The 24,938-nt window shown below is 70.1% G+C and carries 28 protein-coding genes; 17 read left to right on the forward strand and 11 right to left on the reverse strand.

Annotated elements, in window-relative coordinates; all coding sequences use genetic code 11:
- Positions 1-9: 9 nt before the first annotated feature.
- Positions 10-801, reverse strand: a complete 792-nt coding sequence (locus tag ABIC28_RS03800; protein WP_354577560.1) for an enoyl-CoA hydratase/isomerase family protein — start codon at positions 799-801, stop codon at positions 10-12.
- Positions 798-2,186 carry an SLC13 family permease gene (locus tag ABIC28_RS03805; protein WP_097213596.1) on the reverse strand — a complete coding sequence of 463 codons (1,389 nt, stop codon included), beginning with the start codon at positions 2,184-2,186 and terminating at the stop codon, positions 798-800. The genes ABIC28_RS03800 and ABIC28_RS03805 overlap by 4 nt, the downstream gene beginning before the upstream one ends.
- A gap of 136 nt (positions 2,187-2,322) precedes the next feature.
- On the opposite strand from ABIC28_RS03805, the gene ABIC28_RS03810 reads away from it, so the two are divergent.
- A complete protein-coding gene (locus ABIC28_RS03810; protein ID WP_354577563.1) occupies positions 2,323-3,096 on the forward strand; it encodes an IclR family transcriptional regulator in 774 nt (257 codons plus the stop codon).
- A gap of 12 nt (positions 3,097-3,108) precedes the next feature.
- Here the strand turns inward: ABIC28_RS03810 and soxR are convergent, their stop codons facing one another.
- Positions 3,109-3,582 (reverse strand): redox-sensitive transcriptional activator SoxR, encoded by a 474-nt coding sequence (gene soxR / locus ABIC28_RS03815; protein ID WP_354577565.1) that lies wholly within the window; start codon positions 3,580-3,582, stop codon positions 3,109-3,111.
- Between the two features lie 87 nt (positions 3,583-3,669).
- On the opposite strand from soxR, the gene ABIC28_RS03820 reads away from it, so the two are divergent.
- The 3 genes from ABIC28_RS03820 to ABIC28_RS03830 all read left to right on the forward strand — a co-directional run bounded on the left by ABIC28_RS03820 (position 3,670) and on the right by ABIC28_RS03830 (position 6,020).
- Positions 3,670-4,371 carry an SDR family NAD(P)-dependent oxidoreductase gene (locus ABIC28_RS03820; RefSeq protein ID WP_354577567.1) on the forward strand — a complete coding sequence of 234 codons (702 nt, stop codon included), beginning with the start codon at positions 3,670-3,672 and terminating at the stop codon, positions 4,369-4,371.
- A complete protein-coding gene (locus ABIC28_RS03825; RefSeq protein WP_097213592.1) occupies positions 4,368-5,426 on the forward strand; it encodes an S-adenosylmethionine:tRNA ribosyltransferase-isomerase in 1,059 nt (352 codons plus the stop codon). The genes ABIC28_RS03820 and ABIC28_RS03825 overlap by 4 nt, the downstream gene beginning before the upstream one ends.
- 105 nt (positions 5,427-5,531) lie before the next feature.
- Complete coding sequence (locus ABIC28_RS03830) at positions 5,532-6,020, forward strand: GNAT family N-acetyltransferase (protein ID WP_097213591.1); 489 nt, start codon at positions 5,532-5,534, stop codon at positions 6,018-6,020.
- A gap of 15 nt (positions 6,021-6,035) precedes the next feature.
- Here the strand turns inward: ABIC28_RS03830 and ABIC28_RS03835 are convergent, their stop codons facing one another.
- Positions 6,036-6,686, reverse strand: coding sequence for an ACT domain-containing protein (locus ABIC28_RS03835; protein ID WP_097213590.1), 651 nt, complete (start codon positions 6,684-6,686; stop codon positions 6,036-6,038).
- Positions 6,687-6,982: 296 nt separating this feature from the next.
- On the opposite strand from ABIC28_RS03835, the gene gatC reads away from it, so the two are divergent.
- Together gatC and gatA are read left to right on the forward strand one after the other, a co-directional pair.
- Positions 6,983-7,282 (forward strand): Asp-tRNA(Asn)/Glu-tRNA(Gln) amidotransferase subunit GatC, encoded by a 300-nt coding sequence (gatC, locus tag ABIC28_RS03840; RefSeq protein WP_027499190.1) that lies wholly within the window; start codon positions 6,983-6,985, stop codon positions 7,280-7,282.
- The gene (gene gatA / locus ABIC28_RS03845) at positions 7,279-8,754 is read left to right on the forward strand and encodes an Asp-tRNA(Asn)/Glu-tRNA(Gln) amidotransferase subunit GatA (RefSeq protein WP_354577571.1); all 1,476 of its coding nucleotides are present in this window, start codon (positions 7,279-7,281) and stop codon (positions 8,752-8,754) included. Before gatC ends, gatA begins: the two co-directional genes overlap by 4 nt.
- A 90-nt stretch (positions 8,755-8,844) precedes the next feature.
- Here the strand turns inward: gatA and ABIC28_RS03850 are convergent, their stop codons facing one another.
- Both ABIC28_RS03850 and ABIC28_RS03855 read right to left on the reverse strand, forming a co-directional pair.
- A complete protein-coding gene (locus ABIC28_RS03850) occupies positions 8,845-9,984 on the reverse strand; it encodes an NAD(P)/FAD-dependent oxidoreductase (RefSeq protein WP_354577573.1) in 1,140 nt (379 codons plus the stop codon).
- Positions 9,985-10,031: 47 nt separating this feature from the next.
- The gene (locus tag ABIC28_RS03855; RefSeq protein ID WP_097213664.1) at positions 10,032-10,901 is read right to left on the reverse strand and encodes an SDR family NAD(P)-dependent oxidoreductase; all 870 of its coding nucleotides are present in this window, start codon (positions 10,899-10,901) and stop codon (positions 10,032-10,034) included.
- Positions 10,902-11,011: 110 nt separating this feature from the next.
- On the opposite strand from ABIC28_RS03855, the gene ABIC28_RS03860 reads away from it, so the two are divergent.
- The 3 genes from ABIC28_RS03860 (at position 11,012) to ABIC28_RS03870 (ending at position 12,275) form a co-directional block, all read left to right on the forward strand.
- Positions 11,012-11,608, forward strand: a complete 597-nt coding sequence (locus ABIC28_RS03860) for a TetR/AcrR family transcriptional regulator (RefSeq protein WP_097213587.1) — start codon at positions 11,012-11,014, stop codon at positions 11,606-11,608.
- An 11-nt stretch (positions 11,609-11,619) separates the two neighbouring features.
- The gene (locus ABIC28_RS03865; RefSeq protein ID WP_179800678.1) at positions 11,620-11,769 is read left to right on the forward strand and encodes a hypothetical protein; all 150 of its coding nucleotides are present in this window, start codon (positions 11,620-11,622) and stop codon (positions 11,767-11,769) included.
- 62 nt (positions 11,770-11,831) lie between these two features.
- Positions 11,832-12,275, forward strand: coding sequence for a DnaB-like helicase N-terminal domain-containing protein (locus ABIC28_RS03870; protein ID WP_354577577.1), 444 nt, complete (start codon positions 11,832-11,834; stop codon positions 12,273-12,275).
- Here the strand turns inward: ABIC28_RS03870 and ABIC28_RS03875 are convergent.
- On the reverse strand, positions 12,199-12,798 hold the full coding sequence (locus ABIC28_RS03875; RefSeq protein ID WP_097213585.1) for a recombinase family protein: 600 nt from the start codon (positions 12,796-12,798) through the stop codon (positions 12,199-12,201). The two genes, ABIC28_RS03870 and ABIC28_RS03875, sit on opposite strands and share 77 nt — an antisense overlap.
- A 144-nt stretch (positions 12,799-12,942) precedes the next feature.
- Here ABIC28_RS03875 and ABIC28_RS03880 point away from each other — a divergent pair, with 144 nt between their 5' ends.
- From ABIC28_RS03880 to ABIC28_RS03890, 3 genes are read left to right on the forward strand one after another with little or no spacing between them, the layout of a single operon-like run.
- Complete coding sequence (locus ABIC28_RS03880) at positions 12,943-13,401, forward strand: MarR family winged helix-turn-helix transcriptional regulator (RefSeq protein WP_245220878.1); 459 nt, start codon at positions 12,943-12,945, stop codon at positions 13,399-13,401.
- A complete protein-coding gene (locus tag ABIC28_RS03885) occupies positions 13,398-14,828 on the forward strand; it encodes an MFS transporter (protein WP_354577580.1) in 1,431 nt (476 codons plus the stop codon). Before ABIC28_RS03880 ends, ABIC28_RS03885 begins: the two co-directional genes overlap by 4 nt.
- Positions 14,829-14,861: 33 nt before the next feature.
- Positions 14,862-15,155 (forward strand): DUF1330 domain-containing protein, encoded by a 294-nt coding sequence (locus ABIC28_RS03890; protein WP_097213583.1) that lies wholly within the window; start codon positions 14,862-14,864, stop codon positions 15,153-15,155.
- A 58-nt stretch (positions 15,156-15,213) separates the two neighbouring features.
- Here the strand turns inward: ABIC28_RS03890 and ABIC28_RS03895 are convergent, their stop codons facing one another.
- From ABIC28_RS03895 to ABIC28_RS03905, 3 genes are all read right to left on the reverse strand, one after another.
- Positions 15,214-15,609 carry a hypothetical protein gene (locus ABIC28_RS03895; protein ID WP_354577583.1) on the reverse strand — a complete coding sequence of 132 codons (396 nt, stop codon included), beginning with the start codon at positions 15,607-15,609 and terminating at the stop codon, positions 15,214-15,216.
- Between the two features lie 76 nt (positions 15,610-15,685).
- Positions 15,686-17,098 (reverse strand): alpha/beta-hydrolase family protein, encoded by a 1,413-nt coding sequence (locus ABIC28_RS03900; RefSeq protein ID WP_354577585.1) that lies wholly within the window; start codon positions 17,096-17,098, stop codon positions 15,686-15,688.
- A complete protein-coding gene (locus tag ABIC28_RS03905; protein ID WP_354577587.1) occupies positions 17,095-17,745 on the reverse strand; it encodes a hypothetical protein in 651 nt (216 codons plus the stop codon). Before ABIC28_RS03905 ends, ABIC28_RS03900 begins: the two co-directional genes overlap by 4 nt.
- 166 nt (positions 17,746-17,911) lie before the next feature.
- Between ABIC28_RS03905 and ABIC28_RS03910 the strand changes: the two genes are divergently transcribed.
- From ABIC28_RS03910 to ABIC28_RS03920, 3 genes are all read left to right on the forward strand, one after another.
- Positions 17,912-19,156 (forward strand): sensor histidine kinase, encoded by a 1,245-nt coding sequence (locus tag ABIC28_RS03910; RefSeq protein ID WP_373560288.1) that lies wholly within the window; start codon positions 17,912-17,914, stop codon positions 19,154-19,156.
- A 9-nt stretch (positions 19,157-19,165) separates the two neighbouring features.
- The gene (locus tag ABIC28_RS03915) at positions 19,166-19,828 is read left to right on the forward strand and encodes a response regulator (RefSeq protein WP_097213578.1); all 663 of its coding nucleotides are present in this window, start codon (positions 19,166-19,168) and stop codon (positions 19,826-19,828) included.
- An 86-nt stretch (positions 19,829-19,914) separates the two neighbouring features.
- Positions 19,915-20,946 (forward strand): 6-phosphofructokinase, encoded by a 1,032-nt coding sequence (locus tag ABIC28_RS03920; RefSeq protein ID WP_097213577.1) that lies wholly within the window; start codon positions 19,915-19,917, stop codon positions 20,944-20,946.
- A 7-nt stretch (positions 20,947-20,953) separates the two neighbouring features.
- On the opposite strand, the gene ABIC28_RS03925 is transcribed toward ABIC28_RS03920, so the two are convergent.
- Positions 20,954-22,576 carry an MFS transporter gene (locus ABIC28_RS03925; RefSeq protein WP_354577589.1) on the reverse strand — a complete coding sequence of 541 codons (1,623 nt, stop codon included), beginning with the start codon at positions 22,574-22,576 and terminating at the stop codon, positions 20,954-20,956.
- A 133-nt stretch (positions 22,577-22,709) separates the two neighbouring features.
- Between ABIC28_RS03925 and ABIC28_RS03930 the strand changes: the two genes are divergently transcribed.
- Entirely contained in the window at positions 22,710-23,360 is a 651-nt protein-coding gene (locus ABIC28_RS03930) for a TetR/AcrR family transcriptional regulator (protein ID WP_097213576.1), read from the forward strand.
- Between the two features lie 10 nt (positions 23,361-23,370).
- A complete protein-coding gene (gene gatB / locus ABIC28_RS03935; protein WP_097213661.1) occupies positions 23,371-24,891 on the forward strand; it encodes an Asp-tRNA(Asn)/Glu-tRNA(Gln) amidotransferase subunit GatB in 1,521 nt (506 codons plus the stop codon).
- Positions 24,892-24,938 lie beyond the last annotated feature (47 nt).

Consider the following 24,938-nt stretch of genomic DNA (forward strand, 5'->3'; position numbering starts at 1 on the left):
GTTGGTTCTTCAGACCCGACGCGAGTCGGGTGCCGACGGCGCTGCGTCCGGGCCCGCGAAGACGGGTGTTCGTCGATCGGCGAAGGCGGCGAGACCGATGGCGAGGTCCGGATTCGGGTGGGTAGTCCACCGGCAGGACAACTCGTCGGAAACCCCTCCGCGGGTGGCGGTGTCGTCGACCATCTGCTTCGCGGCCGCCACGGTGGCGGGCGCCCTTGACGCGATCGTCGACGCGACGCGCCGGATCTCGGCATCGAAGTCCGTGGCCGCCACGACGTCGGTAACGAGGCCGAAGCGCAGCGCGGTGGCCGTGTCGATGGTGTCGGAGGTGAGCAGGAGCCGCTTCGTCGCGGCCGGTCCGACGGTCCGCACGAGGCGTTCGACGGACGGGGCGGGATAGATCAGTCCGAGTTTCGCCGGGGTGATCGCGAATCGCGCTCCCTCCGCCGCGATCCGCAGGTCACACGCGATCGCCAGCTGAGCGCCGCCGCCGATGCAGTGTCCTCGAATGGCGGCGACGGTCGGCTTGGGACATCGCGCCAGTGCCTCCTCGACCTGGACGAACTCGTCGAGCACCTGCGGAGATGTCTCGGTGGTGATCTCCGAAACATCCAGCCCGGCAGAGAAATTGTCACCGGTGCCCGTGAGGACGACCGCGGCGACTCCGTCGTGTCTCCCGATCTCGTCGATCCGGCGGCCGAGGGCCTCGAGCAGCGGGCGCGTCAGGGCGTTCATCCTGGATGCGTTGTCCATCGTGATGGTGGCGACGCCGGCGTCCACCACGACGGTCACCTCGCTCACAGCACCATCGCAGGCAGGACCAGGGTGCCGACGAGCGCAACCGGGCCGATGACGACCATCGACATCCCCCATCGGGTCAGCAGGCCGGTCATCCGGGCGCGCTGGTCCTCGGCGACCGAGGCGACGAGGGTCGCTCCGACGGTCGAGAACGGCGAGACGTCGACGATGGAGGAGCAGACGGCGAGCGCGCAGATCAGGGCCCAGCCCGGGATGTCGCCGGCGGCGACCAGCGGCAACGCCAGCGGTACGAGCGCGGCCAGCATGCCCGTGGTCGACGCGAAGGCCGAGATGAGGCCACCGAGGAGGCAGATGATCAGTGCCGCGACGATCGGAACGCCCACCGTGCCCGCCGTTTCCCCGAGCAGGTCGACGGCCCCCATGTGCTGCAGGACACCGACATAGGTGATGATGCCGCCCACCAGCAGGACCGTCGACCAGTCGATCTTCGCGACGGCGCTGTTGCCGGATTTCGGGTCGATCAGCGTCAGCACCGCACCGAAGGCGAAACCCAGCACCCCGATGTCCGGGTCCTGGCCGGCGAGGGAGATCCCGATGACGGCGAGGACAAGCCCGGCCATGCAGACCACCGTGGCGATCTGGATCCCCGTGAACGGCTCCCGTTCTGTGAGCGTTCCGTGCTGGTGCCCCGGTCCGTCATCGAACCGGCTGCCGGCGATGCGGTGCGTGACGTCGCCCTCGTACTGGGCCGTTCCCGCGCCGGTGGCGATGCTGGTGACGAAAGACGGTGTTCTCGAACCGATCTCGGTGGCAAGTGCGAGGTGACGTTGCCGCAATCTGGACCCGCCGAACATGACGAACGCGGCCACCAGCAACACCAGGTTGACCACGAGGGCAACCGCGAACAGGGTGAGCGGGCTCAGTTCGATCCCGGCCTCGTGTGCCGTGCCGTAGCTGACGATCCCGAAGAGGCTGGTCGGGGCGAAGGCGCCCGCGCTCAGGCCGGTCCCGATCGCCAGGCCCATGAGCATCGGGTCCATGCCGTACTTCCTGGCGATCGGCATGCCGATCGGGGCCATCACCAGGCCGCCCAGCGGTGAGCCCATCGCGGAGATCCCTGCCGTCAGTGCAAAGAAGACGAAGGGGAGCACGGCGGCGTTGTCGCCGACCTTGGCGAGCGCGACCTCGATGATGCGGTCGATGGTGCCGTTGGCCTGGGCGATAGCGAAGAAGTAGGTCACGCCCACGAGCAGCACCAGGATGCTCAGCGGGAACCCCTCGATGATGTCGTCGATGGGCATGTCGGCCAACCAGAGCCCGACGCCACACGCGGCGGCGAACATGAGCACCCCGATGTGGACCTTGCGGAGGGTGGATACCAAGAAGACGCCGACAAAGATGACGAGCGCCGTGAGCTGTAGGGCCATGCGGTTGCCTTTCCCAGGAGTGTGGGGGCGGGTGTTCCCTTTCGGTCCACTGTGTGGCACACTGGTCTACCTAGCGAACCAATGCCGTGTAAGCTAGCTCACATCGGGCCGTAGCGTCAATCAACTCGGAGGTCACATGCCCACCAACAGCGTCGTTTCGGCCTTCCGGGTGCTGGAGACGGTGGCCGAAGAGCAGCAGGTCGGGCTGTCGGAGCTCAGCAGGATGGTGGACCTGCCCAAGAGCACCGTGCAGAGGTGCCTGCTGACGCTGCACGAACTCGGTTGGCTCCGGCCGAGTTCCGCCGCGCCGACGCGGTGGAGCCTGACGTACCGGGCCTTCTCGGTGGGCAGCAAGGCGCGCGACCATCAGCAGATCCGGGAAACGGCGCTGCCCACCCTGAACGAGCTGCAGCTGGCGACCACGGAGACCATCCACCTCTGCGCCCCGGACGGGCGCGAGATGGTCCTCATCGAACGGCTCGACACCGCGCACGCCCTGCGCGCGTTCATGCCACTGGGGCAACGGATCCCGATGCACGCCTCCGCGACCGGGCAGGCCTTTCTCGCGGCGCAGCCGGACGATGCGGTCCGGTCCTATGTGGCCGACGGGCTCGCCCCGCGGACGCCGAGCACCATCACCGACGCCGACGTGCTCTGGGAGACCATCGAGCAGATCCGGGGCCGCGGCTACTCGATCAACGATCAGGGTCTGAGCACCGGGATCACCGCGATCGGTGCGGCGATCCTCGACGCCAAGGAACAACCGCTGGCATCGGTGTCGGTGTCCGGTCCGACGAGCCGGATAACGGCCGAGAAGTTCGAAACGTACGGTCTCGCAGTGCATGCCGCGACCCAGACGATCAGGGATGCCCTGCTGCGCTTCGACCTCGAGTCGGCGCGCGGGGTCTGAGCGGCGGGGCGATCAGGCGGAGCGGTCCGCGTCGTCGGGGTGCAGCGCCTTGGGTAGGTAGGCCGCGCCCGGTCCGTAGCTCGCGGCGGCATCGCCCGGGTTCGACAGCGCGCACGTCTTGAGGGACAGGCACCCGCAGCCGATGCACGAGTCGAGCCCGTCGCGCAGCGCGACGAGGGCATCGATCTGCTCGTTGAGCCTGCCGCGCCAACTCTGCGAGAGTCTCGTCCAGTCGGCCCGGGTCGGCGCGCGCCCGTCCGGCAGTTGCGCGAGCGCCTCGGCCACCTCCTCCAGGCTGAGCCCGATGCTCCTTGCGGCGCGGACGAAGGCGATCCTGCGCAGCACGCTGCGCTGGTAGCGCCGCTGGTTGCCGGACGTCCTGCTCGACGCGATCAGGCCCTGGTCCTCGTAGTACCTCAGTGCGGACGGGGCAAGGCCGCTGCGCCGCGCGACCTCGCCGACGGTCAGCAGATCCGTGGTGCGCATGGGGAGCTCCTCACCTGCGGTCCTTGACATCAAGTGAACTTGAGCTTTCAGGATGGTCTCAGAAGTCACCGGACGCAAGGAGCTCTGATGAACGACACCAGTACGGCGTTGATCACCGGCGGATCGGCCGGCCTCGGCAGGGCGGTGGCGCTCGCGCTGGCCGAGCGGGGCTGGCAGGTGATCATCACCGGCCGCCACACGGCGCCACTCGAACGGGTCGCGGCGCAGGCGAACGGGATCACCACGTGTCAGGGCGATGTCACCGATGCCCGTCACAGAGAACGGCTCCGCGGGGAGATCGCCGCCCGCGGGCGGCTGGACCTGCTGCTCAACAATGCCAGCGCGCTCGGGCCGAGCCCGATGCCTGCGCTCGCACGGTACCCCGAGGCCGAGCTGACGAAAGTGTTCGCGACGAACGTGCTCGCGCCGTTGGCGTTGATCTCCGCGCTGCTCGAACCGGTGAGCCGCGCTGGCGGTGCGATCGTGAACGTGTCGTCGGACGCGGCGGTCGAGGCCTACGAGGGGTGGGGCGGATACGGTGCGGCGAAGGCCGCCCTCGATCACGCGACGGCGGTGCTCGCGGCGGAGCATCCGCGGCTCTCGGTGTACGCGTTCGACCCGGGCGACATGCGCACCGCGATGCACCAGGCGGCGTTCCCGGGCGAGGACATCTCCGACCGGCCCGAACCCGAAGCGGTGGTGCCCGCGCTGATGTGGCTGCTCGATACCCGACCGGCGAGCGGCCGCTATCGCGCGGCGGACCTGCTGACCACGGCGGCATCGTCGTGACCGAGGTGAGGGTCGAGGCCGCGGCCGGGCCAGACTTCGTGCTGCCGAACCGGCTGGAGGCGAGCGGCCCACCGGAGAGTCGCGGGCAGCTGCGGGACACCGTGCGCCTGTTGGTGGCCGAGGGGGACCGGGTGGAACACGCCCGTTTCCACGAGCTGCCGCGGTATCTGCGCGGCGGCGACGTTGTGATTGTGAACACGTCGGCCACCCTCGCCGCCGCGGTCGACGGCACCGTCGACGGTGTGGGCCGGGTGGTCGTGCACTTCTCCACGCCACTCGACGACGGCGCCTGGGTGGTGGAGGTGCGCGCGCCGGGTCCGGTCACCGGGCCGCTCGGTGCCGCCTCCGCCGGCATGCGCATTCGCCTTCCACTCGGCGCGCAGGCGACGCTGCGGGAACCCTGGCCGCGGACGTCGATCCGGCTGTGGCGCGCGGAGATCGACGGCGTCGCGGACGTCGCGCGGGATCTGCTCGCGGTTGCCGGCCGGCCGATCACCTATGCGTACGTGCGGGAGCGGTGGCCACTGCCGTACTACCAGACCATCTTCGGGAAGGATCGGGGAAGTGCGGAGATGGCCAGCGCGGCAAGGCCGTTCACGCACCCGATGATGACCGACCTGGCCGTGTCCGGGGTGGCGGTCGCGCCGATCCTGCTACACACCTCGGTCTCCTCGGCCGAGCCAGGCGAGCCGCCGATTCCCGAGCGGTACGAGCTCCCCGAGTGGACCGCTCGGCTGATCAACGACCGGCGCGCCGCGGGCGGCCGGGTCATCGCGGTCGGCACCACGGTGACCCGTGCGCTCGAAACCGGGGCCACCGAGGGCGGGACGGCGGTGGCCGGGGCGGGCTGGACGGACCTGGTGCTGAGCGGGCGGCGGCCGGCCAGGGTGGTGGACGGCCTGATCACCGGCTGGCATGCCCCCGGCGCGTCGCACCTGATGCTGCTTGAGTCGGTGGTGGGCCCAGCGGCGGTGCGCAGGGCCTACGAGGCCGCGCTCGCGGAGGGATACCTGTGGCACGAGTTCGGGGACAGCGCGTTGCTGCTGCGGGCATAAGGCCTGCTCGCGCCCCTCACGTCGGCCCTGGTCGGGGGGTGAGGTTGTTCACAATCGGCCCGCACGCGTGACCGGATCTCACGAAAGTCCTGCGATAGTGACGCCATGATCGAGATTCGCCCCGCAACGCCAGCCGACTACGACACCATCGGCGAGCTGACCGTCGACGTCTACGTCGACGGTGGATTCGTGTCGGACACGAGCACGTACGTGAACCGCCTGCGCGATACCGCGACCCGCGCGGAGCACGCCGAGGTCGTGGTGGCCGTCGCAGGCGACGAGATCGTCGGTTCGCTGACGATCGCGGAGCCCGGCACTCCCTTCGCCGATGTCGCGGAGCCGGGCGAACTGGAGTTCCGGATGCTCGCGGTCGCGCCGACCGCCCGCGGCAAGGGCGTGGGCTCGGCTCTGGTGAAGCACGTCCTGGACGAGGCCTACGACCGAGGGCTCGCGCGCGTGGTGATCTCGACGGAGGCCGACATGGTCGACGCTCGCCGCATCTACGATCGCAACGACTTCGTCCCCGCGCCCCAGCGCGACTGGGAGCCGATGCCGGGCGTCGCGCTCACCGTGCTGGTGCGCGAGTTCGTGTGAGCCGGCAGGGCGGGACTAGCTGAGCACGGTCGCCACGATGCCGGCCAGGTAGCCGAGCCGCGCGATCTCGGACGGCCGGAACTCCGGTCCGCCCGGGCGGCCGAGCAGCAGCGCCTGATCGGAATGCCCGAGGGGGGCCGCCGCGAGCGTGGTGTTCATGTCTTTCCACACCGTCGGCACCCAGTCGTCCTCGCCGTCGAGGACCGTCGGCTTGGTCAGCGGCATCCACGGCGCTTCCCCGGCATGGGTTTCGGGGGCTCCCGAGCTGCCGACCACCCGGTACGTCCCGCGCGAGCCGATACCGATCACCGTCGCCCAGCCGACCCTCAGCACTCGGGGGGCGCCGTCGACGAGGACCTGGAGCCGGTCGTCGGTGGCCGTGGCGACCTGATCGATCAGCTCCAGTTCCCGGTGGGTGTCGAGGATTCCGGTGTAGGGCCGGATCGAGTCGACGCGCACGCCGGCGAGCTGTTCCGCGGCGGTCAGCAGGGTGTCCGGCAACGAGCCGTGCGCCACGTCGACGACGAGGTCGTCGACCGCGTACCCGGCGCCCCGCTCGACCACGTCGAGGGAGAGGATGTCGGCTCCGACCGAGCCGAGCGCGACGGCCAGCGAGCCCAGGCTTCCTGGACGATCGGGGAGCTGGACACGCAGGAGATACGACACGGGGCGTTCCTTCTATTGCGGGTGGTCGGGGAACGGTGGGTTCGCCCGTGACCCCATCCTTGCACCGTTGGCGGTCCGCGTGCCGCCCGGACGTGTCCGCGAATTCGCCGCTGCCCGTCGGACTCCCAGCTCGCCGCGGTTCGGTGACACGGGCGACATGTGATCGTTCCGCCGCGGAAATGAAGTCGCATCGCGCGCCGGGGCGCGTCCGGCCCCGGCTCTGGCTGTGGCGGCCGGGCGGTGACGCTCTAGGCTAGGGGCCGATCGCTGTCTCCGACCTGAAAGGGGCCCACGCGGTGCCTGCCATCTCCCGTGACGAGGTCGCCCACCTCGCCCGGCTGTCCCGGCTCGCGCTGTCCGACGCCGAACTCGACGAGTTCGCCGGTCAGCTCGATTCGATCCTCAGCCATGTCAAGACGGTGGCCGAGGTCGCCACGGACGATGTGCCGCCCTCCGCGAACCCCAATGCGATCACCAACGTGACGCGCCCGGATGTCATCGTTCCAGGACTCACCCCCGAGCAGGCGCTCTCCGGCGCGCCCGCCGTCGAGCAGGACCGTTTCGCCGTGCCGCAGATCCTGGGGGAAGAGCAGTGACCACCGACCTGACCGCGTTGGACGCCTCCGTCCTCGCCTCGAAGATCCATGCCCGCGAGGTGTCCTCCGTCGAGGTCACCCAGGCGCACCTGGACCGCATCGCCGCGGTCGACGGCGAGATCAATGCCTTCCTGCACGTTGCGGGGGAGCAGGCGCTGAGCGCCGCCAAGTCCGTGGACGACGCCATCGGCTCCGGCCAGGCGCCCGCCTCCGCGCTTGCCGGTGTCCCGCTCGCGCTCAAGGACGTGTTCACCACCACCGACATGCCCACCACCTGCGGATCGAAGATCCTCGAGGGCTGGGTGTCGCCGTACGACGCGACGCTGACCACCAAGCTACGCGAGGCCGGCATCCCGGTGCTGGGCAAGACCAACATGGACGAGTTCGCGATGGGATCGTCCACGGAGAACTCGGCCTACGGACCCACCCGCAACCCGTGGGACACCACCAGGATCCCGGGCGGCTCCGGCGGCGGTTCGGCCGCCGCGCTCGCCTCCAACCAGGCGCCGCTGGCCATCGGCACGGACACCGGCGGATCGATCCGTCAGCCCGCGGCCGTGACCGCCACCGTCGGCACCAAGCCCACCTACGGCACGGTGTCCCGGTTCGGTCTGGTCGCGTGCGCGTCCTCGCTGGACCAGGGCGGCCCGTGTGGCCGCAGCGTCCTCGACACCGCGCTCCTGCACGAGGTGATCGCAGGCCACGACCCGCGCGATTCCACCTCGGTGAACGCGCCGGTCCGTCCCGTGGTCGAGGCCGCCCGTCAGGGTGCGAGCGGCGACCTCAAGGGCGTGCGCGTCGGCGTCGTCAAGGAATTGCACTCGGAGAGCTACCAGCCCGGCGTCATCGCCTCCTTCGACGCGGCCGTCGCGCAGCTCACCGAGCTCGGTGCCGAGGTCGTCGAGGTCTCCTGCCCGAACTTCCTGCACGCGCTCGCGGCCTACTACCTGATCCTGCCGAGCGAGGTCTCCTCGAACCTGGCGCGCTTCGACGCGATGCGGTACGGCATGCGGGTCGACGACGGCAACATGAGCGCCGACCAGGTGATGGCCGCGACCCGGGCCGCCGGATTCGGCAAGGAGGTCAAGCGCCGCATCATGATCGGCACCTATGCGCTGTCCTCCGGCTACTACGACGCCTACTACGGCTCGGCGCTGAAGGTCCGCACGCTCATCGCGCGCGACTTCGACAAGGCCTACGAGTCGGTCGACGTGCTGGTCTCGCCCACCAGCCCCTTCACCCCATGGAAGCTGGGGGAGAAGGTCAACGATCCGCTCGCGATGTACCTCTCCGACCTGTGCACCCTGCCGACCAACCTGGCCGGGCACTGCGCGATGTCGGTGCCCTCGGGTCTGTCCTCGGACGACGGGCTGCCCGTCGGCCTGCAGATCATGGCCCCGGCGATGGCCGACGAGCGGCTGTACCGGGTGGGCGCGGCCTACGAGGCCGCGCGCGGACCCATCGTGCGCTGACATTCGTCGCGCGCTCACGAGCGGGCGGTTATCGGTTCGGTCACTAGACCGATGTCCCGATAACCGCCCGTTCGGCGTTTTCCTGCCGGGTCAGCCGGAGAACCACCGGCGACGCCGGGCCGCGGCGAATTCCGCCTTCTCTCGGGCCAACTCGGCCGACGGCGCGACGAACGGAGCGACGGGCGCCGGACCGGACAGGAAGTCCGCGTCCACCTTGCCGACAAGGCCGCCGCCGAACTCGATGTGGCAGGCGCCCCTGCCGCTGTACTTCACCTCGGGTTGAGGCTCTGATCGCGCCCTGGCGGCGATGACCGGGGCGACCGTGCGGGCGGCGTCCTCGGCGAACGCCCCGGCCAGGGGGACGGGGGCGTCTGCGCAGTCCCCGATGGCATAGACGCCAGGGAAGGGCGTGGCGAGCGTGCACTGGTCGACGGCGATCCAGCCGTCCGTTCCGCCCTCCGTCAGGCCGGAGGCGGCGACGACGGCAGGCACGCGGTGTGCCGGGATCCCGATGAACAGGTCGTAATCGAGGTCTCCTGCACGCGTGCGGGCGCGGTGCGCCGACGGGTCGAGCGCGTGGACCAGGCGTCCCGGCGAGTACTCGATGCCGCGTTCCACGAGCGCCTCGACGAGGGCTGTGGAGGTTCCCGCCGACACCGGGATCGGCGAGTCCATCGGGCTGAGCACGTGGATGCTCGTCCGGTCGCGCAGTCCGCGCCGGACCAGTTCGTCGTGCAGGAGCAGGGTGCCCTCATAGGGTGCGGGCGGGCACTTGAACGGGACGCTCAGGATGCCGAGCACCACCCTGCCGCCGGTGAACTCGTCGAGCCGGGCGCGCAGCCGGCCGACGCCGTCGACCGAGTAGAACTCGTGCCCGTCCGCCAGGAATCCCGGGGTCGCGCCGGGCTCGTAGTCGGCGCCGAGCGCGACCACCAGGGTGTCCGGCTCGTACTCGGACCGGTCGGTGATCACCCGGCGGTTTCTCGGATCGATCGAGGTCACCGTCTCCTGCCGGAACTCGACGCCCGGCCGGGTGAGGTCGCGGTACGGAATCCGGACCGATTCTTCGGTCGCGCCCTTGAAGAGGAGGTCCATCTTCGCGAACCCGAACATGAACGAGTCGCTCTTGTCGACGAGCACGACGCGGGCCTCGTCGGCGACCGATTCGGACAGACTCGCGGCCAGCTCGAGTCCTCCGAACCCGGCGCCGAGGATCAGCACGGTGTGCATTCATCAAGGCTCCCCCCGCCGGGGGCGAGGAGGCAAGGGTGTGAGCGCTACGGCCAGACGAACTCGGCGTCCGCCTCGTAATCCGCTCGGCGGGCGGCGAGGGCCATGTTCACCATCTGATGGGCGCCGGTGCCGATGATCTGGCGTACCGGCGGGTGCGGGTTGTCCACCAATGCGAGGAGCGCGGCCGCCGCCTCCGCGGGTGGGGCGTCGACCCACTCGGGATCGGAGTCCTCGGGCTCCGCCTGCGGCGGGGCGCTCGGGTCCGGATATGCCGCGGTCCCGAGGATGGCGAGACGGGTCTCGTCGTAGGCGGGGTTCGCGGTCGCGAACCTCATGCTCGAGCCCGCCCAATCAGTGTCGAAACCGCCGAGTTGCGCCATCGTCACCGAGATCCCGAACGGGCGGAGCTCCTCGGCTGCCGAGGCGCTGAAGCCCTCGAGGGCCCATTTGCTCGCGTTGTAGAGGCCGAAGGTGGGCATCGCGCCGACCGCGCCGACGCTGGAGATCTGGATGATGTGTCCCGATCCCTGCGCTCGCAGCTGCGGTATGACGGCCTGGGTGACCCACAGGGCGCCAAAGAAATTCGTCTCCATCTGGGACCTGGCCTGGTCCTCGGTGATCTCCTCGACGGCGCCCATCAGTCCGTACCCGGCGTTGTTGACGACGACGTCGATCCGGCCGAACCGGTCGACGGCCCGCGCAACGGCCTCGGCGGCGGCGTCGCGATCGGTCACGTCCAGTCGTAGCGCGGCCACGCGCCCCGGGTGGGCGGCCTCCAGGTTCAGGAGGGTCGTCGCGTCGCGGGCGGTGGCGACCACCCGATCGCCTGCGTCGAGCGCGGCGGTGGCGAAGGCGTGTCCGAGTCCGCGTCCGGCGCCGGTGATGAACCAGGTGCGGGGTTCGGTGGTGGGAATCGTGGCCTCCTCGGGTGAGTTCGCGAGACGGTGCGTCTCGTGAACCACAGTGGCATCGCAATGAGGGTGTGTCAAGACGCAACGTCTCGTCTCGCTGATACGGTGGGCGAATGACACCCGAACCCAAGGCCGCGCCTGCGCGGCGCAGCGAGCGCGCCCGGTCGGCGATCCTCACCGCCACCGCGGAGCTGGTCTTCGAGGTGCCCTACGGCCGGCTGACGATCGAGGCGATCGCGGCGCGCGCGGGCGTGGGCAAGCAGACGATCTACCGCTGGTGGCCGACCAAAGGGGCGGTGCTGTTCGACGCGCTGCTTGAGCTGTCCGGCGGCCCGGACGGGGTCGCCCTGCCCGAAACCGGTGACCTGCGTGCGGATCTCGCGCTGTTCCTGCGCGCCACCGTGGCGGAGATGACCGAACCGCGCTTCGATGCCTTCCTCCGCGCGGTCATGATCGAGATCCAGTCGGATCCGGACCTCGCCGAGATCTACCGCGATCGGCTGCTCGCGCCGCAGCGCGAGGCGATTCGCGAGCGGCTCCGGGTCGCGGCCCTGTCCGGCGCGATCCGGGCGGACGCCGACCTGGAGGTCGCGGTCGACCTGCTGGTCGGGCCTGTCCAAACCCGTTGGGCGCTCGGGCTGGGAGGCCTGACCGAGGCGTATGTGGACTCCCTGCTCGACCTGGTCCTGGCGGCGGTGCGCCCGAGCTGATTGCCCCGCAGGTGGATCCGTCCATCTGGAACATCGAGAAGGCTGAGAAGGTGCTCGAGGACGGCGCCTACGGGCGCGCCGGGCCATGGTGGTCGAGCACCGCCGACACCGGCTACCGGTCCTGGTCGGCCAAGGTCGAGAAGGCCAGCAGCAACGCTTGATCGAGACTGGCGGGCCGGGTGCGAGACGCCTGGCCCGCCCCGAGGGGGGGGAGGGGGGAGACATGACGGAACACCACACACACGAGCCAGACGCGGATCCGGAAATCGACTATGTCGAAATGGATCTGGACCCAGAAGCACATCTGCTGTGCGCGGCCCTGTGGTCCCGCGACGAAACGACCCTGCGATTCCTGTTCACCCACATGCGGGAAGACAACTTCGAGAACCCCTTCCACCGCCCGATCTTCACCGCGATCGGCGACGCACTCGCAGCCAGTCAGCCGCACGACCCGACGATCATCGCAGCCAGCTACACCCAGGCGGGACGGGATAAGGTCCCCACCGCCGTTCACAACGCCCTGCGCACCGTCCTGACCCTGGGAAGCTCGACCGCTTCAGTGGGGCAATACGCGGCCAGCGTCGTCGCCGCTAGCTACCGCAGCATCTACTTCGCTGCGCGGGCGGCCTTTCCCTGTCCACGTAGTTGTAGACCGCCTTCATGCTGAGGTCGTACATGCTCTGCAGCTCGGCGATCTTGTACTTGCCGGACTGGTGCCGGTCGAACAGCTCGCTCTGCTGCTCGGGAGAGAGCTTGAGCACGCGGCCCCGGTACTTCCCCTCAGCTTTGGCCTTGGCCACCCCGCCCGAGGTCCGCAGGCGGATCAGCCCGGAATCGAACTCGGCGAACGTCGTGCCGAGAATGGCGAACACCTTCCGCCCGATCGGATCCGCGGCGTCGTACGTCTCGCCGTCGAACGACAGCTTCACGCCCCGGTCCTCGAGTTTGGTGACCGTGTGACTCAGGTCGGCTACTGACCACGCGAGACGCTCCAGCTTCGTGACGACCAGGGTGTCGCCGGTCGACAACCCGGCGAGCGCGGCAGGCAATCCCTCGCGTTCACGGTCGGTGCCGGTCAACCCGTGATCGACGAAGATCCGGTCCGCTGGCACCCCGAGCTCGACGAGTGCCGCACGCTGCTCGCGTTCGTCATCGCCCTGGGCGGCGCACCGCGCGTATCCAGTGAACATGCCTACCGGATACCCAAATAGCCAGGTTTTCAAATACAGCACTCGGCCGGGGGAGTGTCCGGTACGACGAAGAAAGTGTCGATTTCGCCGAACCCCGATCGGGAGATGCATAAAGGATTTATATAAAGTTGCTATGCTTCAGGCATGAGTCGCCGAGACGCCGCGCACGGCGCTTCCGATGCCATCGGGTCAGCCCTCTACGGTCTGGCCACCAGGGCCGTGAGACGCCTTCCCCGCGACATGAGCCTGACGTCCGCCGCCACCTTGGCCACCCTGGACAAGACCGGCCCGCGACGGATCACCGATCTGGCGGTGGCCGAGGCCGTCACCCAGCCCGCGATGACCGTCCTGGTCCGGGTGATGGAGGCATCCGGGCTGGTCGAGCGGAAGGGCGATCCGTCCGATAAGCGGGTCACGCTGGTGTGCCTGACCGAGGCCGGCGCGTCGTACGTCCGGACGCGACGCCAGGCGGGCGTCGACGCGTACGCGCGGTTGATCGACGAACTCACCGGTGACGAGATCGAGGCCTTGGCAGCAGCCCTTCCGGCGCTGCTGCATCTGGCGGAGCTCGAAGGCCACGCCCGAGAGGAGTCGGACCGGTGACCGCGGCCCAGGCTCATGACCAGCCCATGAGCACTGCCCGGATACGTTCCGAGGCACGTCTGCTGGTCCCCGCCCTGATGTTCATCGTCCTGGTCGTTGCGGCGGTCGCCAGCCTCGGGACGCCGCTCATCACCAGCGTGGCGACCACGTTCCAGGTCTCCCTCGACAGCGCGCAGTGGACGCTGACCATCGCCCTGCTCAGCGGCGCCGTCGCCACACCCGTCCTCGGCCGGCTCGGAGCCGGTCCGCACCGGCGGGGCACGATTCTCGCCACGCTGGCGATCGTCGTCGTCGGCAGCGCGCTCACCGTGCTGCCGCTGCCGTTCGCCTGGCTGCTCGTGGGCAGAGCGGCCCAAGGCGTCGGACTCGGTCTCACTGCGCTGATGATGGGCGTGGCCCGCGACCATCTTCCCGAGGAGCGCAGCGCGGCCACGATCGCCCTGATCTCAGTGGTCTCCATCATCGGAGCCGGCGTCGGCTACCCGTTGGCCGCGCTGCTCGCCGAGTTCGGCGGACTGCGAGCCGCCTATGGCCTCGGCCTGCTCGTCACCGCCATCGCCTTCGTGACCGCGTGGCGCTCCATGCCCGCAGCTCCCGAAGGCCGCTCCGCTCACGTGAACGTGGCCGGTGCGCTCGTCCTGGCGGGTGGACTGCTCCTCGTCCTGTTCCTGGCCGGCGAGGGGAGCCTGTGGAGCCGACACCTCGCCGTGGCGGTGACCCTTGCCGTCGCCGCCCTACTCCTGCTCTGCGTCTGGACCGTTTCCGAACTGCGAACCAAGACGCCCCTGGTCGACGTCCGGGCGGTACGGCACCCGGCGGTCGCCGGGGCGAACATCGCCATGTTCGTCGGCGGGAGCGGCATGTACCTCCTGCTCACGCTCATCACCCGCTACGCGCAGACGCCGCACAGCGCCGGCTACGGCTTCGGACTGACCACCTTCGTGGCGGGGCTGGTCCTCATCCCGTTCTCCGTGCTGGGATTCGTCGCCGGCAAGCTCACGCCGCGGGTCCGCGAACGGATCGACGGCCCCCTGCTCCTGGCCGGCAGCGCCGCCATCGTCGGCGGCGGGTTCGTCCTGTTCGCCACCGCCCGGTCCAACCTGGCCGAACTGCTCGCGGCCATGGGCGTGCTGGGCTTCGGCGTCGGCAGCTTCTCGGCCGCCATGCCCGGTGTCATCCTGGCCGTCACCCCCAAGAGCGAGACGTCGAGCGCAATGAGCTTCAACTACGTCGTCCGCAGCGTCGGGTACTCCCTGGGCAGCGCCATCGGCGGCCTGATCCTCGCCGCGGGCACCGGCCCCGGCCACCTCTTTCCCGACGACAGCGCCTACACCACCGCGGCGCTGGTCGGCATCGGCGCCATGGCGATCACGACGCTGACAAGCGTCGCTCTCGCCCGCCGACGCTCGTCCGAGACCAACCCGTAAGTCAGATGCACTCATCCCAACACTGGAGGTTCCATGCCCAAGGGCTACTGGGTCAGCGCCTACCGCACCATTGCAGACCCCGAGAAGCTGGCTGCCTACAACAAGCTGGCCCCTCCGGCCGTCAAGGCCGGGGGCGGGCGGGTGCTCGCCCGCGACGGTCGGGTCGTCGCACACGACGCCGGAATCGGCGAGCGGACCGTCCTGATCGAGTTCGACTGCTTCGAACAGGCGGTCGCCGCACATGCGAGTGCGGCCTACCAGGAGGCGCTGGCCGCACTTGCTGACGGCGTCGAGCGCGACTTCCGCATCATCGAAGGCCTCGACTGACGATCGAGGCTGCGTCGGCGACGAACACGAAGCCGACTGCGGGGATCACCCCGGCTCGTCAGCGCGCCGCACCGTCGCGAACAGCGAGGTTGTCGCCGCGGCCGATCACGTCCTTCGCGGCGGTCGCGACCAGGTCGGTCGATTCGTGATGGACGAGCGCGGACAGCTCATTCGGGTAGAAGTAGCCCTGGTGGTCTGACACTCGGAGGTTCTCGGGCAGCATTTCTTGAAGCGAGCCATTGTCGATGGCTGCCTCGAGGAGATAGCCCTTGAACACGTCGGAATCGAGTTCGCGCCAATGGGTACGGTCGCCGCCGCTGAACAGGTGCTCGTGCGCGCTGGACTTGCCGGCGCCAGGCGGCCCGGCCCGGTAGGGCGTCGTGGTCGTGAGTGACCGTCGGTGCGGGCTGTGAGTGGGCGCTTCGTTGCCGGCGCCGTTGGAACTGCCGACCATCCGCTCCAGGGGCTACGGATGCCCCAGTGGTTGCCGCCTTGATCGGTAAGAAGACCGCGATGCCGGGCGATCGACGTCATGCAGGGGCCGCACCGGTGGCGCAGTCGCCGTCGGGCAGTGCCGTGCCCTGGTCGGTGCCGTACCGGTGGCCGTGCCCGGCCGGGGCATCCAGGGCCGAGAGCAGGTCCACGCTGGTCTGCACGAAGCTGACGACCGGCAGCCAGGCCGGGCGCGGCGCGTCGGTCCGGGTCCGGTCCAGTGCAGGCGGGTGCAGCAACAGCCGAGGCGACCATCGCACCACCGGATCGGATGAGTTGGCCAGCACCACCGCCCCAGCGGTGCGGGCTGAGCCTGCGGGTGGTCCCGCGTAGAGGGCGCCGCAGGCCCGCTCGCCCAATTCCTCGTCCTGGAAGATCGAGCTCGCGCCCACCGCGCCGAGGCTCTGCCCGTAGACGTACAGCCGGGGGCGTTCCCCCGCGGGCAGCAGCGAGATCCGGTCCGAGACCGCGGTGAACAGCGCCCGCGCGGACTGCTCGGCCGCATCGCGATCGAACAGGAAGGTCACCCAGCTCGGGGCGCTGGAGTACTGCACCCCCACGAGGGCGACGTCGTCGCCGAAGCGCTGCTCGAGACCCTCCGCGGCGTTGCCGTCGATCCAGCCGGATCCGGTGGGCACGGCCACCACGACGGTGGACTTGGCCAGGCCGCCTGCGCGTTCCAGCTCGCGGACGGCAAGGCGCACCCGGCCGTCCTGGTCGGGGGCGCTGTCGATGCCCGCGTAGGTGCGCACCGCGCCGTAGGCCGCCCCGGCGGCGACGAACTTGCGTCCTTGGGCGCCGAGCGAGGACCAGGACGTCAGCGAGTCGGGGCTTCCGGAGATCGACGACGAAACCGGTTGCCGCAGTGAGGTGTCGACGGTCGTGTTCGCCGCGTGATACGACTGGGCGCGCGCCTGCCAGAGCGCGGGCCCGGCCCAGAACTGTGTTGCGATCGCGAGCGCGGCGACGACCGCGGCCGACCGCACCGCGCCGAGTCGACGAACACCGGCCGCCACGGCCCTCGTCCCGGCCGCCAGGATCAGCGCGATGGCGGCGGCGCCCACGACCACCTGTGCCCAATGTCCGCCGCCGACCGTCGGCACGCCCATCGCGACGCGCAGCGAGTCCTGCCAGTGATCGGCCAGCAGCATCGCCGCTGCCACGGTCACCGCGCCCGCCAGCAGCACCAGCAGCCGTGCGGAGTCCCGCGACGGCGCGGGATCACCTGCCCTGCGCCTTCGGGGCCGGTGATGCCACGCGCTCGCGAGACCCCAGCCGAGCACCGCGAGCAGTCCGGTGAGGACCGCCTGGACCACCGCGCTGCGGGGGAGCAGGGAGGGCGCGAGCGAGACCGCGACCATCGAGGTGACGGCGACGCTGGTGAGTACCCGGGGCAGTGCGACGGCGGCGATGTCGACGGTCGCGGTGGGCCGATCGATCACGGCGGTCATGCGAGCGCCGATCGGGTCGGCGCGCCGACGGCGGTGGTACCCCGCCCGCGCCGGCTGGTCGCGGCGACCGCACCGACGATCAGCACGGCCCCCACGCCGCCCGCGAGCGCGTAGCCGGTCATCGGCTCGGGTCGAGGTGCGACATATCCCTGCCGCCAGGAGTTCGAGGTCACCGCGGCGCTCGCGATGTTGGCCATCACGTAGCAGGAGGTCCGCGCCGCATCGACCGTGCGCGCGTCGCAGGCGCCGTGCATCCGCCGGTCCAGCTGCGCGTCAAGGCTTTTCCGTGCCCACGGTCCGAGCGCGGCGCCGTGGCGGTCTGCATAGCGCAGCAGGTCGTAGCCGAGATCGTGGGCCTTGCAGGCGGTCTCGAACTCGGTGGGCAGCGTGACCGGGGAGGAGCAGTCGCCGCTCGGGTTCACGAGCATCCCGGATTCGACGGCCGGGCGGTAGCCCATCGTGGCGGCGAAGTCCGCCGGGATCGACGACGCGGGCGCCGCGTGATCGGCTGTGGTGAGCGAGGCGATCGCGGCCGCGGTGGGGGTGCTCTCGCGAGGCTGCTCCGCAGCGGCCGGGTCGGCCATCAGGGTGGTCGTCAGGGCGGCCGCCGCGGCCACCGTCAGTGCTGTCCAGGTCGTCTTCCGCATGGAGAAGACGCTAGGAATCGGCGGGACCAGGGCACATCACCCCGCAGCGTGGTTCCCGGGTCCCCGCGCAGGGGGCGTCGGTGCGGCGCCCTCATACCCTGGTGCCGCGCCGGTCTCACCCCGCAGTATGAGGACTTTTCGGGTCCCGGTTCCTACTGTTCTGGATGTGAGTAAGACAAATCGTGCGCTCAAGAAGGTCGCGAATGACGCCGCCGTGGCGGCCGCGCCGCGACTCAAGCGGGTGAGCTCGAGTCTGTGGGTGGACATCTTCATCGTATTCGTCACGGGCGTGCTCTTCGCCATCGCCTGGCCGACGCTGCAGGTCACGCACCACGTGCCGGCCGGGGTGCAGCCGGTCATCGCCGGGCTCGCGGCGCTGCCCCTGCTGCTGGTTCGGTCGAATCCCGCCCTGGGATGGGCGATCTCGGCGGCGGGCGCGCTGGTGATCCCACTGGTGTTCGAACGCACCGACGACTACGACTTTCCGTGGCAGGTCGTGCACGTCATGGTGATCATGGCGCTGCTCCTCGCCGTCAGCATGCGCTCGCCGCTCGCCGTCGTCGGCGTCTCGTGGATGGCGACTGCGCTGCTGTTCCTCGCGAACGCCCCTGGCCAGGACGGCAGGGGCTGGGCGGTCGGGCTGACCGCGTTGGTGCTGTTCGGGTTGCTGATCCGCTGGCTGGTGCTCTCCCGCCGGCAGCTCGCCCGCCAGGAGGAGGTCACCGAGGTCGAGCGGGCGCGGCGGGCGATCCTCGAGGAGAAGGCGCGCATCGCCCGCGACCTGCACGACGTCGTCGCGCACCACATGTCGCTGGTCGTGGTGCAGGCGCAGAGCGCGCCGTACCGGATCGACGACGTCTCGCCCGCGGCACGGGCGGAGTTCGAATCGATCGGTGCCACCGCCCGCGATGCCCTCAACGAGATCAGGGGCATGCTCGGTGTGCTCCGCAGCGACGGCCAGCTCGCCGAGGACGCCCCGATGCCGGGCCTCGACCGGATCGACGAGCTGGTGGAGGGAAGCAGGCGGGCGGGCATGCAGGTGCAGGTGGACAGGATCGGGATGCCCGAGCGGTTGTCCGATTCGGCGGGACTGACGATGTACCGGATCCTGCAGGAATCGCTGTCCAACGCGGCCCGGCACGCGCCGGGGGCGCCGGTTCGCGTCATCCTCGGCCGGGACGGGGGCCTCGCCACCATGGCGGTGGTCAACGACCCGCCCGTCGGTACCACTGTGTCGACCGTCGCCGATCATGCCGGTGGGCACGGCATCACCGGCATGATCGATCGGGCCTCGTCGGTGGGTGGAAGCCTGGTCGCGCAACCGCGCCCCGACGGCGGATTCGAGGTGCTGGCGCGAGTGCCGGCGATGCCGGGGACGGCGGTGTCGAGCGGCCACGTCACCCCGGCATAGGGTGATCGGGTGGCGATCACGGTATTCATTGCGGACGATCAGGCGATGGTGCGCCAGGGTTTTGGCGCGCTGCTCGGCGCGCAGCCCGACATCAGCGTGGTCGGCGACGCCCCAGACGGGAAGATCGCAGTAGACGAGGTGATGCGCCTTCGCCCGGACGTCGTCCTGATGGACGTGCGGATGCCGAACCTGAACGGGCTGGAGGCGGCGCAGCAGATCCTGTCGGTCTCGTTCGACAAGCCGGTACGGGTGCTGATGCTCACCACCTTCGACATCGACGACTACGTCTACGAGGCGCTGCGCGTCGGTGCCAGTGGCTTCATGCTCAAGGACGCCCCCGCCGAGGAACTGATCCGGGCGGTCCGGGTGGTGGCGGACGGGCAGGCACTGCTCGCGCCGACCGTGACCCGCAGGCTCATCGCCGACGTCACCAGCAGGCGCGCGCCCGCACGGCGCGAGCCTGCGCAGCTCGCGGCGCTGACGCCCCGCGAACGGGAAGTGTTGGAACTGATCGCCCGCGGGCTGTCGAATGTCGAGATCGCGGAGTCGCTGTTCGTGGCCGAGCAGACCGTCAAGACGCACGTCGGCAAGGTGCTCGGCAAGCTGCACCTGCGGGACCGGGCGCAGGCCGTGGTGCTGGCCTACGAGACGGGCCTGGTCACCCCCGGCTGACCCGCCGGCGTGCCCGAACCGCCGGGCGAGGGCAGTATGCAGTGGGACACTGAGCATCCACCTGCACGTAGAACGGGCGATTGACGATGACGACGATCGGCATTCTCACCAGCGGCGGCGACTGCCCCGGCCTCAACGCGGTGATCCGGGGTGCGGTGCTCAAGGGCTCCGAGGTGCACGGTCAGGAGTTCGTCGGATTCCTCGACGGGTGGCGCGGTCTGGTCGAGGGCGACGCGATGCCCCTGGACCGCAGCCGCGTCCGCGGACTCTCGCACGAGGGCGGGACCATTCTCGGGACCAGCCGCATCGGTCCGTATCAGGGACCGAACGGTGGGGCGGAGAACATCGCCCGCACCATGGAGCGGCTCGGGGTCGATGCGGTGGTGGCCATCGGTGGCGAGGGCACCGCCGCCGCGTCGCAGCGCCTGTTCGACGAGGGCATTCGGATCGTCGGGGTCCCGAAGACCATCGACAACGACCTCGACCAGACCGACTACACCTTCGGATTCGACACGGCGGTAGAGATCGCGACCGAGGCGATCGACCGGCTGCGGACGACGGGCAACTCGCACAAGCGGTGCATGGTCCTCGAGGTGATGGGGCGCAACGCCGGATGGATTGCCCTGCACTCGGGGACGGCCGGCGGCGCGCACGCGATCCTGATCCCCGAACAGCCCGAGAGTGTCGAGCAGATCTGCTCGTGGGTGAACAGCGTCCGCGAACGCGGCCGGTCGCCGATGGTTGTCGTCGCGGAGGGCTTCACCCTGCCGGACATGACGGCGGCCCATTCGACGAAGGGCATGGACGGTTTCGACCGCCCGCGGCTCGGTGGGATCGCCGAGCTGCTGGCGCCGATCATCCAGGAGCGCACCGGAATCGAGACCAGGGCGACGGTGTTGGGCCATATCCAGCGGGGCGGCGTTCCGACCGCGTTCGACCGTGTCCTCGCGACCAGGCTCGGCATGGCGGTCACCGATCTGGTGGCGGACGAGGAGTGGGGCCACATGGTGGCGCTGCACGGAACGGAGATCGTGCGGGTGGGTTTCGACGAGGCGCTCGTCGACCACAAGTCGGTACCCGCGCACCGGTATCAGGAGATGCGGGTGATCTTCGGGTGAACCCGGGTCAGCGCCGCCCGATCCGCAGCAGCACGAAGACCGCGAGGGTGGCCACGGCCGCGATCGCCGAACTCGTCGCCATGACGGCGTCCAGTCCCTGCGCGGTCGCCCCGCGTGCCAGTTCGGACAGCGCGGGCACCGCGGCCGCGAACTGATCGGGGACGAACTCGATGACCCGTTGTCCGGCACCGGAACCGAGTGCCTCGGTGATCATGTCGGCCTGCTCGTCCGGGACGGAGACGGTCATCGTCCCGACGGTCAGCGAGGCGAGCCCGGCACCCGCCTCGGCGGCGACCGCGTGCGAGAAGACCGCGCCGAGGCCGGCCACCCCGACCACGATGCCGACCTGGCGGGCGGTGTTGACCGCGCCCGTGGCCATGCCTGCCCGGTCCACCTCGACGAAGGTCAGCGCGGACTGCGAGGCGATCACGGTGACCGCGCCGAGTCCGGCGCCGCCGAGGATCGACCCGGCGATGTAGTGCGTCCACGTGGTGGACGCGTCCGCACCGGTGCACAGCCACAGGCCAGCCGCGACGACCCCCATCGAGACCGGCAGCGACCACCTCGCGGGCAGGCGGTCGTGCAGCACGGCGATCGGCGGGGCGACGACGAGCGCGGACAGGGTGAGCGGCAGGGCCCGCAGACCCGCCTGGAACGGGTCGTGGCCGAGTGTGTTGATGAAGTACAGCGCCAGGAAATTCGTTGCGGCGACGAGTGTTCCGGCTCCGGCGAAGGCCGCGAGCGCGTTTGCCGCGAAGGCGGGCCGGACGACCAGGCGAAGGTCCAGCATCGGGTGTGCGGCACGTAGCTCCCAGGCGATGAAGGCGAGCAGTCCGGCGATCGAGGTGGCGCCGAGGGCGATCACCCGCGTGGACGACCAGCCCCACTCGTTGCCCTCGATCAGCGCCAGCACCCCGGACAGGAGCGCGAGGGTGAGCAGCCCTGTACCCGCCCAGTCCGCGGGCGCCGCACTGTCCGCACGGGATTCGGTGACGTACCGGTACGCCAACGCCACCGCGGCGATGCCGATGGGAACGTTGATCAGGAAGATCCACTCCCAGCCGATCGCCGTGACGAGGGCCCCGCCGACCAGGGGACCGGCGGCGGTCGCCGATGCCATCACCGCGCCGTAGATGCCGATCGCCCTTGCCCGCTTCATCGGATCGGGGAAGGCGACGGCAACGAGGGGCAGGGAGACGCCGAACAGCAGCGCCGCGCCGACGCCCTGGACCGCCCGCACCACGTTGAGTGTCACGATGTCGCCCGCGAGCGCGCAGCCGAGCGAGGTGAGCGTGAAGATCGACATGCCCACGATGTAGAGGCGGCGTCGGCCGAGTCGGTCGCCGAGGGTGGCCGCGGTCAGCAGCAGCGCCGCGACCGGCAGCGTGTAGGCGTCGACCACCCACTGCAGTCCGCTGAGGGAGGCGTCGAGGGAGGACTGGATGTTGGCCAGCGCGGCCGCGACGATCGTCATGTCCAGCATCAGCATGAACATCCCGATGCAGACCGTGATCAGCGTGGCGGTCGGATGGGCGGCGGTCGACTCCGCGGTGGCCTCCGCTGGCGACTGCTTGCAGGTCGCTCGAGACAGCCGGTCGGAAATGTCGGTGAGCGAGCCGGTACCGGCCATCGGTCCTCCTCTGCGGACGCGCCGTGCCGGATCGGGTAGCGCTACGGGTGTAAATTAACAGTCGTAGCCCTACGGGTGTCAATGCGGAACGCCCGGCCCGGGTCGGCTGACCCCCGCGACTAAGGTGGCTCGCGTGATTTCGACGAGGAAGAAGACCCAGCGCACGCCGTCCAGGCGGGGCGCGGGCGAGTCGCTGCGAACGGACATCCTCGCGGCAGCCGCGGAGATGCTCGGTGAGACCGGCGACGTCGACGCGGTGTCGCTGCGCGGCGTCGCCAGGCGCGTCGGCGTCACACCGACCTCCATCTATCTGCACTTCGCCGATCGCGAGGAGCTCCACCTGGCGGTGAAGCAGCTCCGGTTCGAGGAGTTCGCCGCCGTGCTGCAGGCGGCCGCCGAGGAGGCGGGGGAGGACCCGGGCGCTCGGCTGCGGGCGATGGGGCACGCCTACGTCGGCTATGGGCTGGCCAATCCCGGTCACTACCGGGTGCTGTTCGTCTCCAACCTGCGTCATCAGGCCGGCGAGAGGATGGCCGACTCGCACGCGCACCGCGCCATCCGGCTCATCACCGAGGAGGTGGGGCGATACCTGGACCTGCCTGCGGACGCGAAGGAGACGGTGCTGCTCGGGATGCACCTGTGGAGCGCGACGCACGGCATGGTGGCGCTGAGGCTCGCGCAAACCCGTTATCCGCACGCGGATGCGGCCCGCGATGCCTGGCCGGATGCGCACGAGCAGATCGACAACCTGGCCGACCTGCTGCTGCCGAAGCGGGGCGCATAAACTCGTGACCATGACTGCAGCCGGCCGGGTGGCGACAAGTACTGACCTTCTCGATTACGACGAGGTGCTCGCCCGCTTCGAGCCCGTCATGGGCATGGAGGTGCACGTCGAGCTGCACACCGCGACGAAGATGTTCTGCCCGTGCCCCACGACCTTCGGTGCCGAGCCCAACACCCAGGTGTGCCCGGTCTGTCTGGGCCTTCCGGGCTCGCTGCCGGTGGTCAACCAGTCGGCTGTCGAGTCCGCCATCCGCATCGGTCTGGCGCTGAACTGCTCGATCACCCCGTGGGGCCGCTTCGCCAGGAAGAACTACTTCTACCCGGATCAGCCGAAGAACTACCAGATCTCGCAGTACGACGAGCCGATCGCCACCGAGGGCTACCTCGACGTGGTGCTCGACGACGGCACCACCTGGCGGGTCGAGATCGAGCGCGCGCACATGGAGGAGGACACCGGTAAGTCGCTGCACGTCGGCGGCGCCACCGGCCGGATCCACGGCGCCAGCCACTCGCTGCTCGACTACAACCGCGCAGGCGTCCCGCTGGTGGAGATCGTCACCAAGACCATCTCCGGTGCGGGCGAGCGCGCCCCCGAGGTCGCCCGCGCGTACGTCACCGCGCTGCGTGATCTGCTCAAGTCGCTCGACGTCTCCGACGTCCGGATGGACCAGGGGTCGATGCGGTGCGACGCCAACATCTCGCTGATGGCGATCGGCGCCAAGGAGTTCGGCACCCGCACCGAGACCAAGAACGTCAACTCCCTCAAGAGCGTCGAGGTGGCCGTCCGCTACGAGATGCGCCGCCAGGCCGCCGTGCTCAGCTCGGGCGGTGAGGTCATCCAGGAGACCCGGCACTTCCAGGAGGCCGACGGCACCACCTCCGCCGGGCGCCGCAAGGAGACCGCGGAGGACTACCGGTACTTCCCGGAGCCGGACCTCGAGCCCGTCGCCCCGAGAGCAGAGTGGGTCGAGGAGCTGCGCGGCACGCTGCCCGAGCTGCCGTGGATCCGCCGCGCCCGCATCCAGGCCGACTGGGGCGTCTCCGACGAGGAGATGCGCGACCTGGTGAACTCCGGTGCGCTGGAACTGGTCATCGCGACCACCGAGGCAGGCGCGCCCGCGGACGCGGCCCGCTCGTGGTGGGTGGCGTACCTCTCGCAGCAGGCGAACACCCGTGGCGTGGCGCTGGCCGAGCTGCCGATCACCCCGGCCCAGCTCGCGCGGATCATCGCGCTCGTCGCCGACGGCACACTGGCGAACAAGCAGGCGCGGCAGGCCGTCGACGGTGTGCTGGCAGGCGAGGGCGAGCCGGACGAGGTCGTGGCGAAGCGGGAACTCGCCGTGATGCGCGACGACTCGGCGCTGCAGGCCGCGGTCGACGCCGCGCTCGCCGCGAACCCGGACATCGCCGAGAAGATCCGCGCGGGCAAGGTCGCGGCGGCAGGCAAGATCGTCGGCGACGTCATGAAGGCGACCCGGGGCCAGGCAGACCCGGCTCAGGTCAAGGACCTGGTCATCGCGGCCTGCTCCTGAGCCGACACACGGCGTGAGGGTCCTGTCGTCGATGGTGGTCCCCGTCT

This window comes from Rhodococcus sp. PvR044 (genome assembly GCF_040548995.1).
Classification (GTDB): Bacteria; Actinomycetota; Actinomycetes; order Mycobacteriales; family Mycobacteriaceae; genus Rhodococcus_G; species Rhodococcus_G oryzae.

Coding starts and splice junctions, on each gene's coding strand:
- ABIC28_RS03810 (WP_354577563.1), top strand. CDS start 2,323: ATGCCCACCAACAGCGTCGTTTCGGCCTTCCGGGTGCTGGAGACGGTG.
- ABIC28_RS03830 (WP_097213591.1), top strand. CDS start 5,532: ATGATCGAGATTCGCCCCGCAACGCCAGCCGACTACGACACCATCGGC.
- ABIC28_RS03895 (WP_354577583.1), bottom strand. CDS start 15,609: ATGGTCGGCAGTTCCAACGGCGCCGGCAACGAAGCGCCCACTCACAGC.
- ABIC28_RS03870 (WP_354577577.1), top strand. CDS start 11,832: ATGACGGAACACCACACACACGAGCCAGACGCGGATCCGGAAATCGAC.
- soxR (WP_354577565.1), bottom strand. CDS start 3,582: ATGCGCACCACGGATCTGCTGACCGTCGGCGAGGTCGCGCGGCGCAGC.
- ABIC28_RS03925 (WP_354577589.1), bottom strand. CDS start 22,576: ATGGCCGGTACCGGCTCGCTCACCGACATTTCCGACCGGCTGTCTCGA.
- ABIC28_RS03880 (WP_245220878.1), top strand. CDS start 12,943: ATGAGTCGCCGAGACGCCGCGCACGGCGCTTCCGATGCCATCGGGTCA.
- ABIC28_RS03875 (WP_097213585.1), bottom strand. CDS start 12,798: ATGTTCACTGGATACGCGCGGTGCGCCGCCCAGGGCGATGACGAACGC.
- ABIC28_RS03850 (WP_354577573.1), bottom strand. CDS start 9,984: ATGCACACCGTGCTGATCCTCGGCGCCGGGTTCGGAGGACTCGAGCTG.
- ABIC28_RS03920 (WP_097213577.1), top strand. CDS start 19,915: ATGACGACGATCGGCATTCTCACCAGCGGCGGCGACTGCCCCGGCCTC.
- gatB (WP_097213661.1), top strand. CDS start 23,371: ATGACTGCAGCCGGCCGGGTGGCGACAAGTACTGACCTTCTCGATTAC.
- ABIC28_RS03905 (WP_354577587.1), bottom strand. CDS start 17,745: ATGCGGAAGACGACCTGGACAGCACTGACGGTGGCCGCGGCGGCCGCC.
- ABIC28_RS03805 (WP_097213596.1), bottom strand. CDS start 2,186: ATGGCCCTACAGCTCACGGCGCTCGTCATCTTTGTCGGCGTCTTCTTG.
- ABIC28_RS03820 (WP_354577567.1), top strand. CDS start 3,670: ATGAACGACACCAGTACGGCGTTGATCACCGGCGGATCGGCCGGCCTC.
- ABIC28_RS03900 (WP_354577585.1), bottom strand. CDS start 17,098: ATGACCGCCGTGATCGATCGGCCCACCGCGACCGTCGACATCGCCGCC.
- ABIC28_RS03860 (WP_097213587.1), top strand. CDS start 11,012: ATGACACCCGAACCCAAGGCCGCGCCTGCGCGGCGCAGCGAGCGCGCC.
- ABIC28_RS03890 (WP_097213583.1), top strand. CDS start 14,862: ATGCCCAAGGGCTACTGGGTCAGCGCCTACCGCACCATTGCAGACCCC.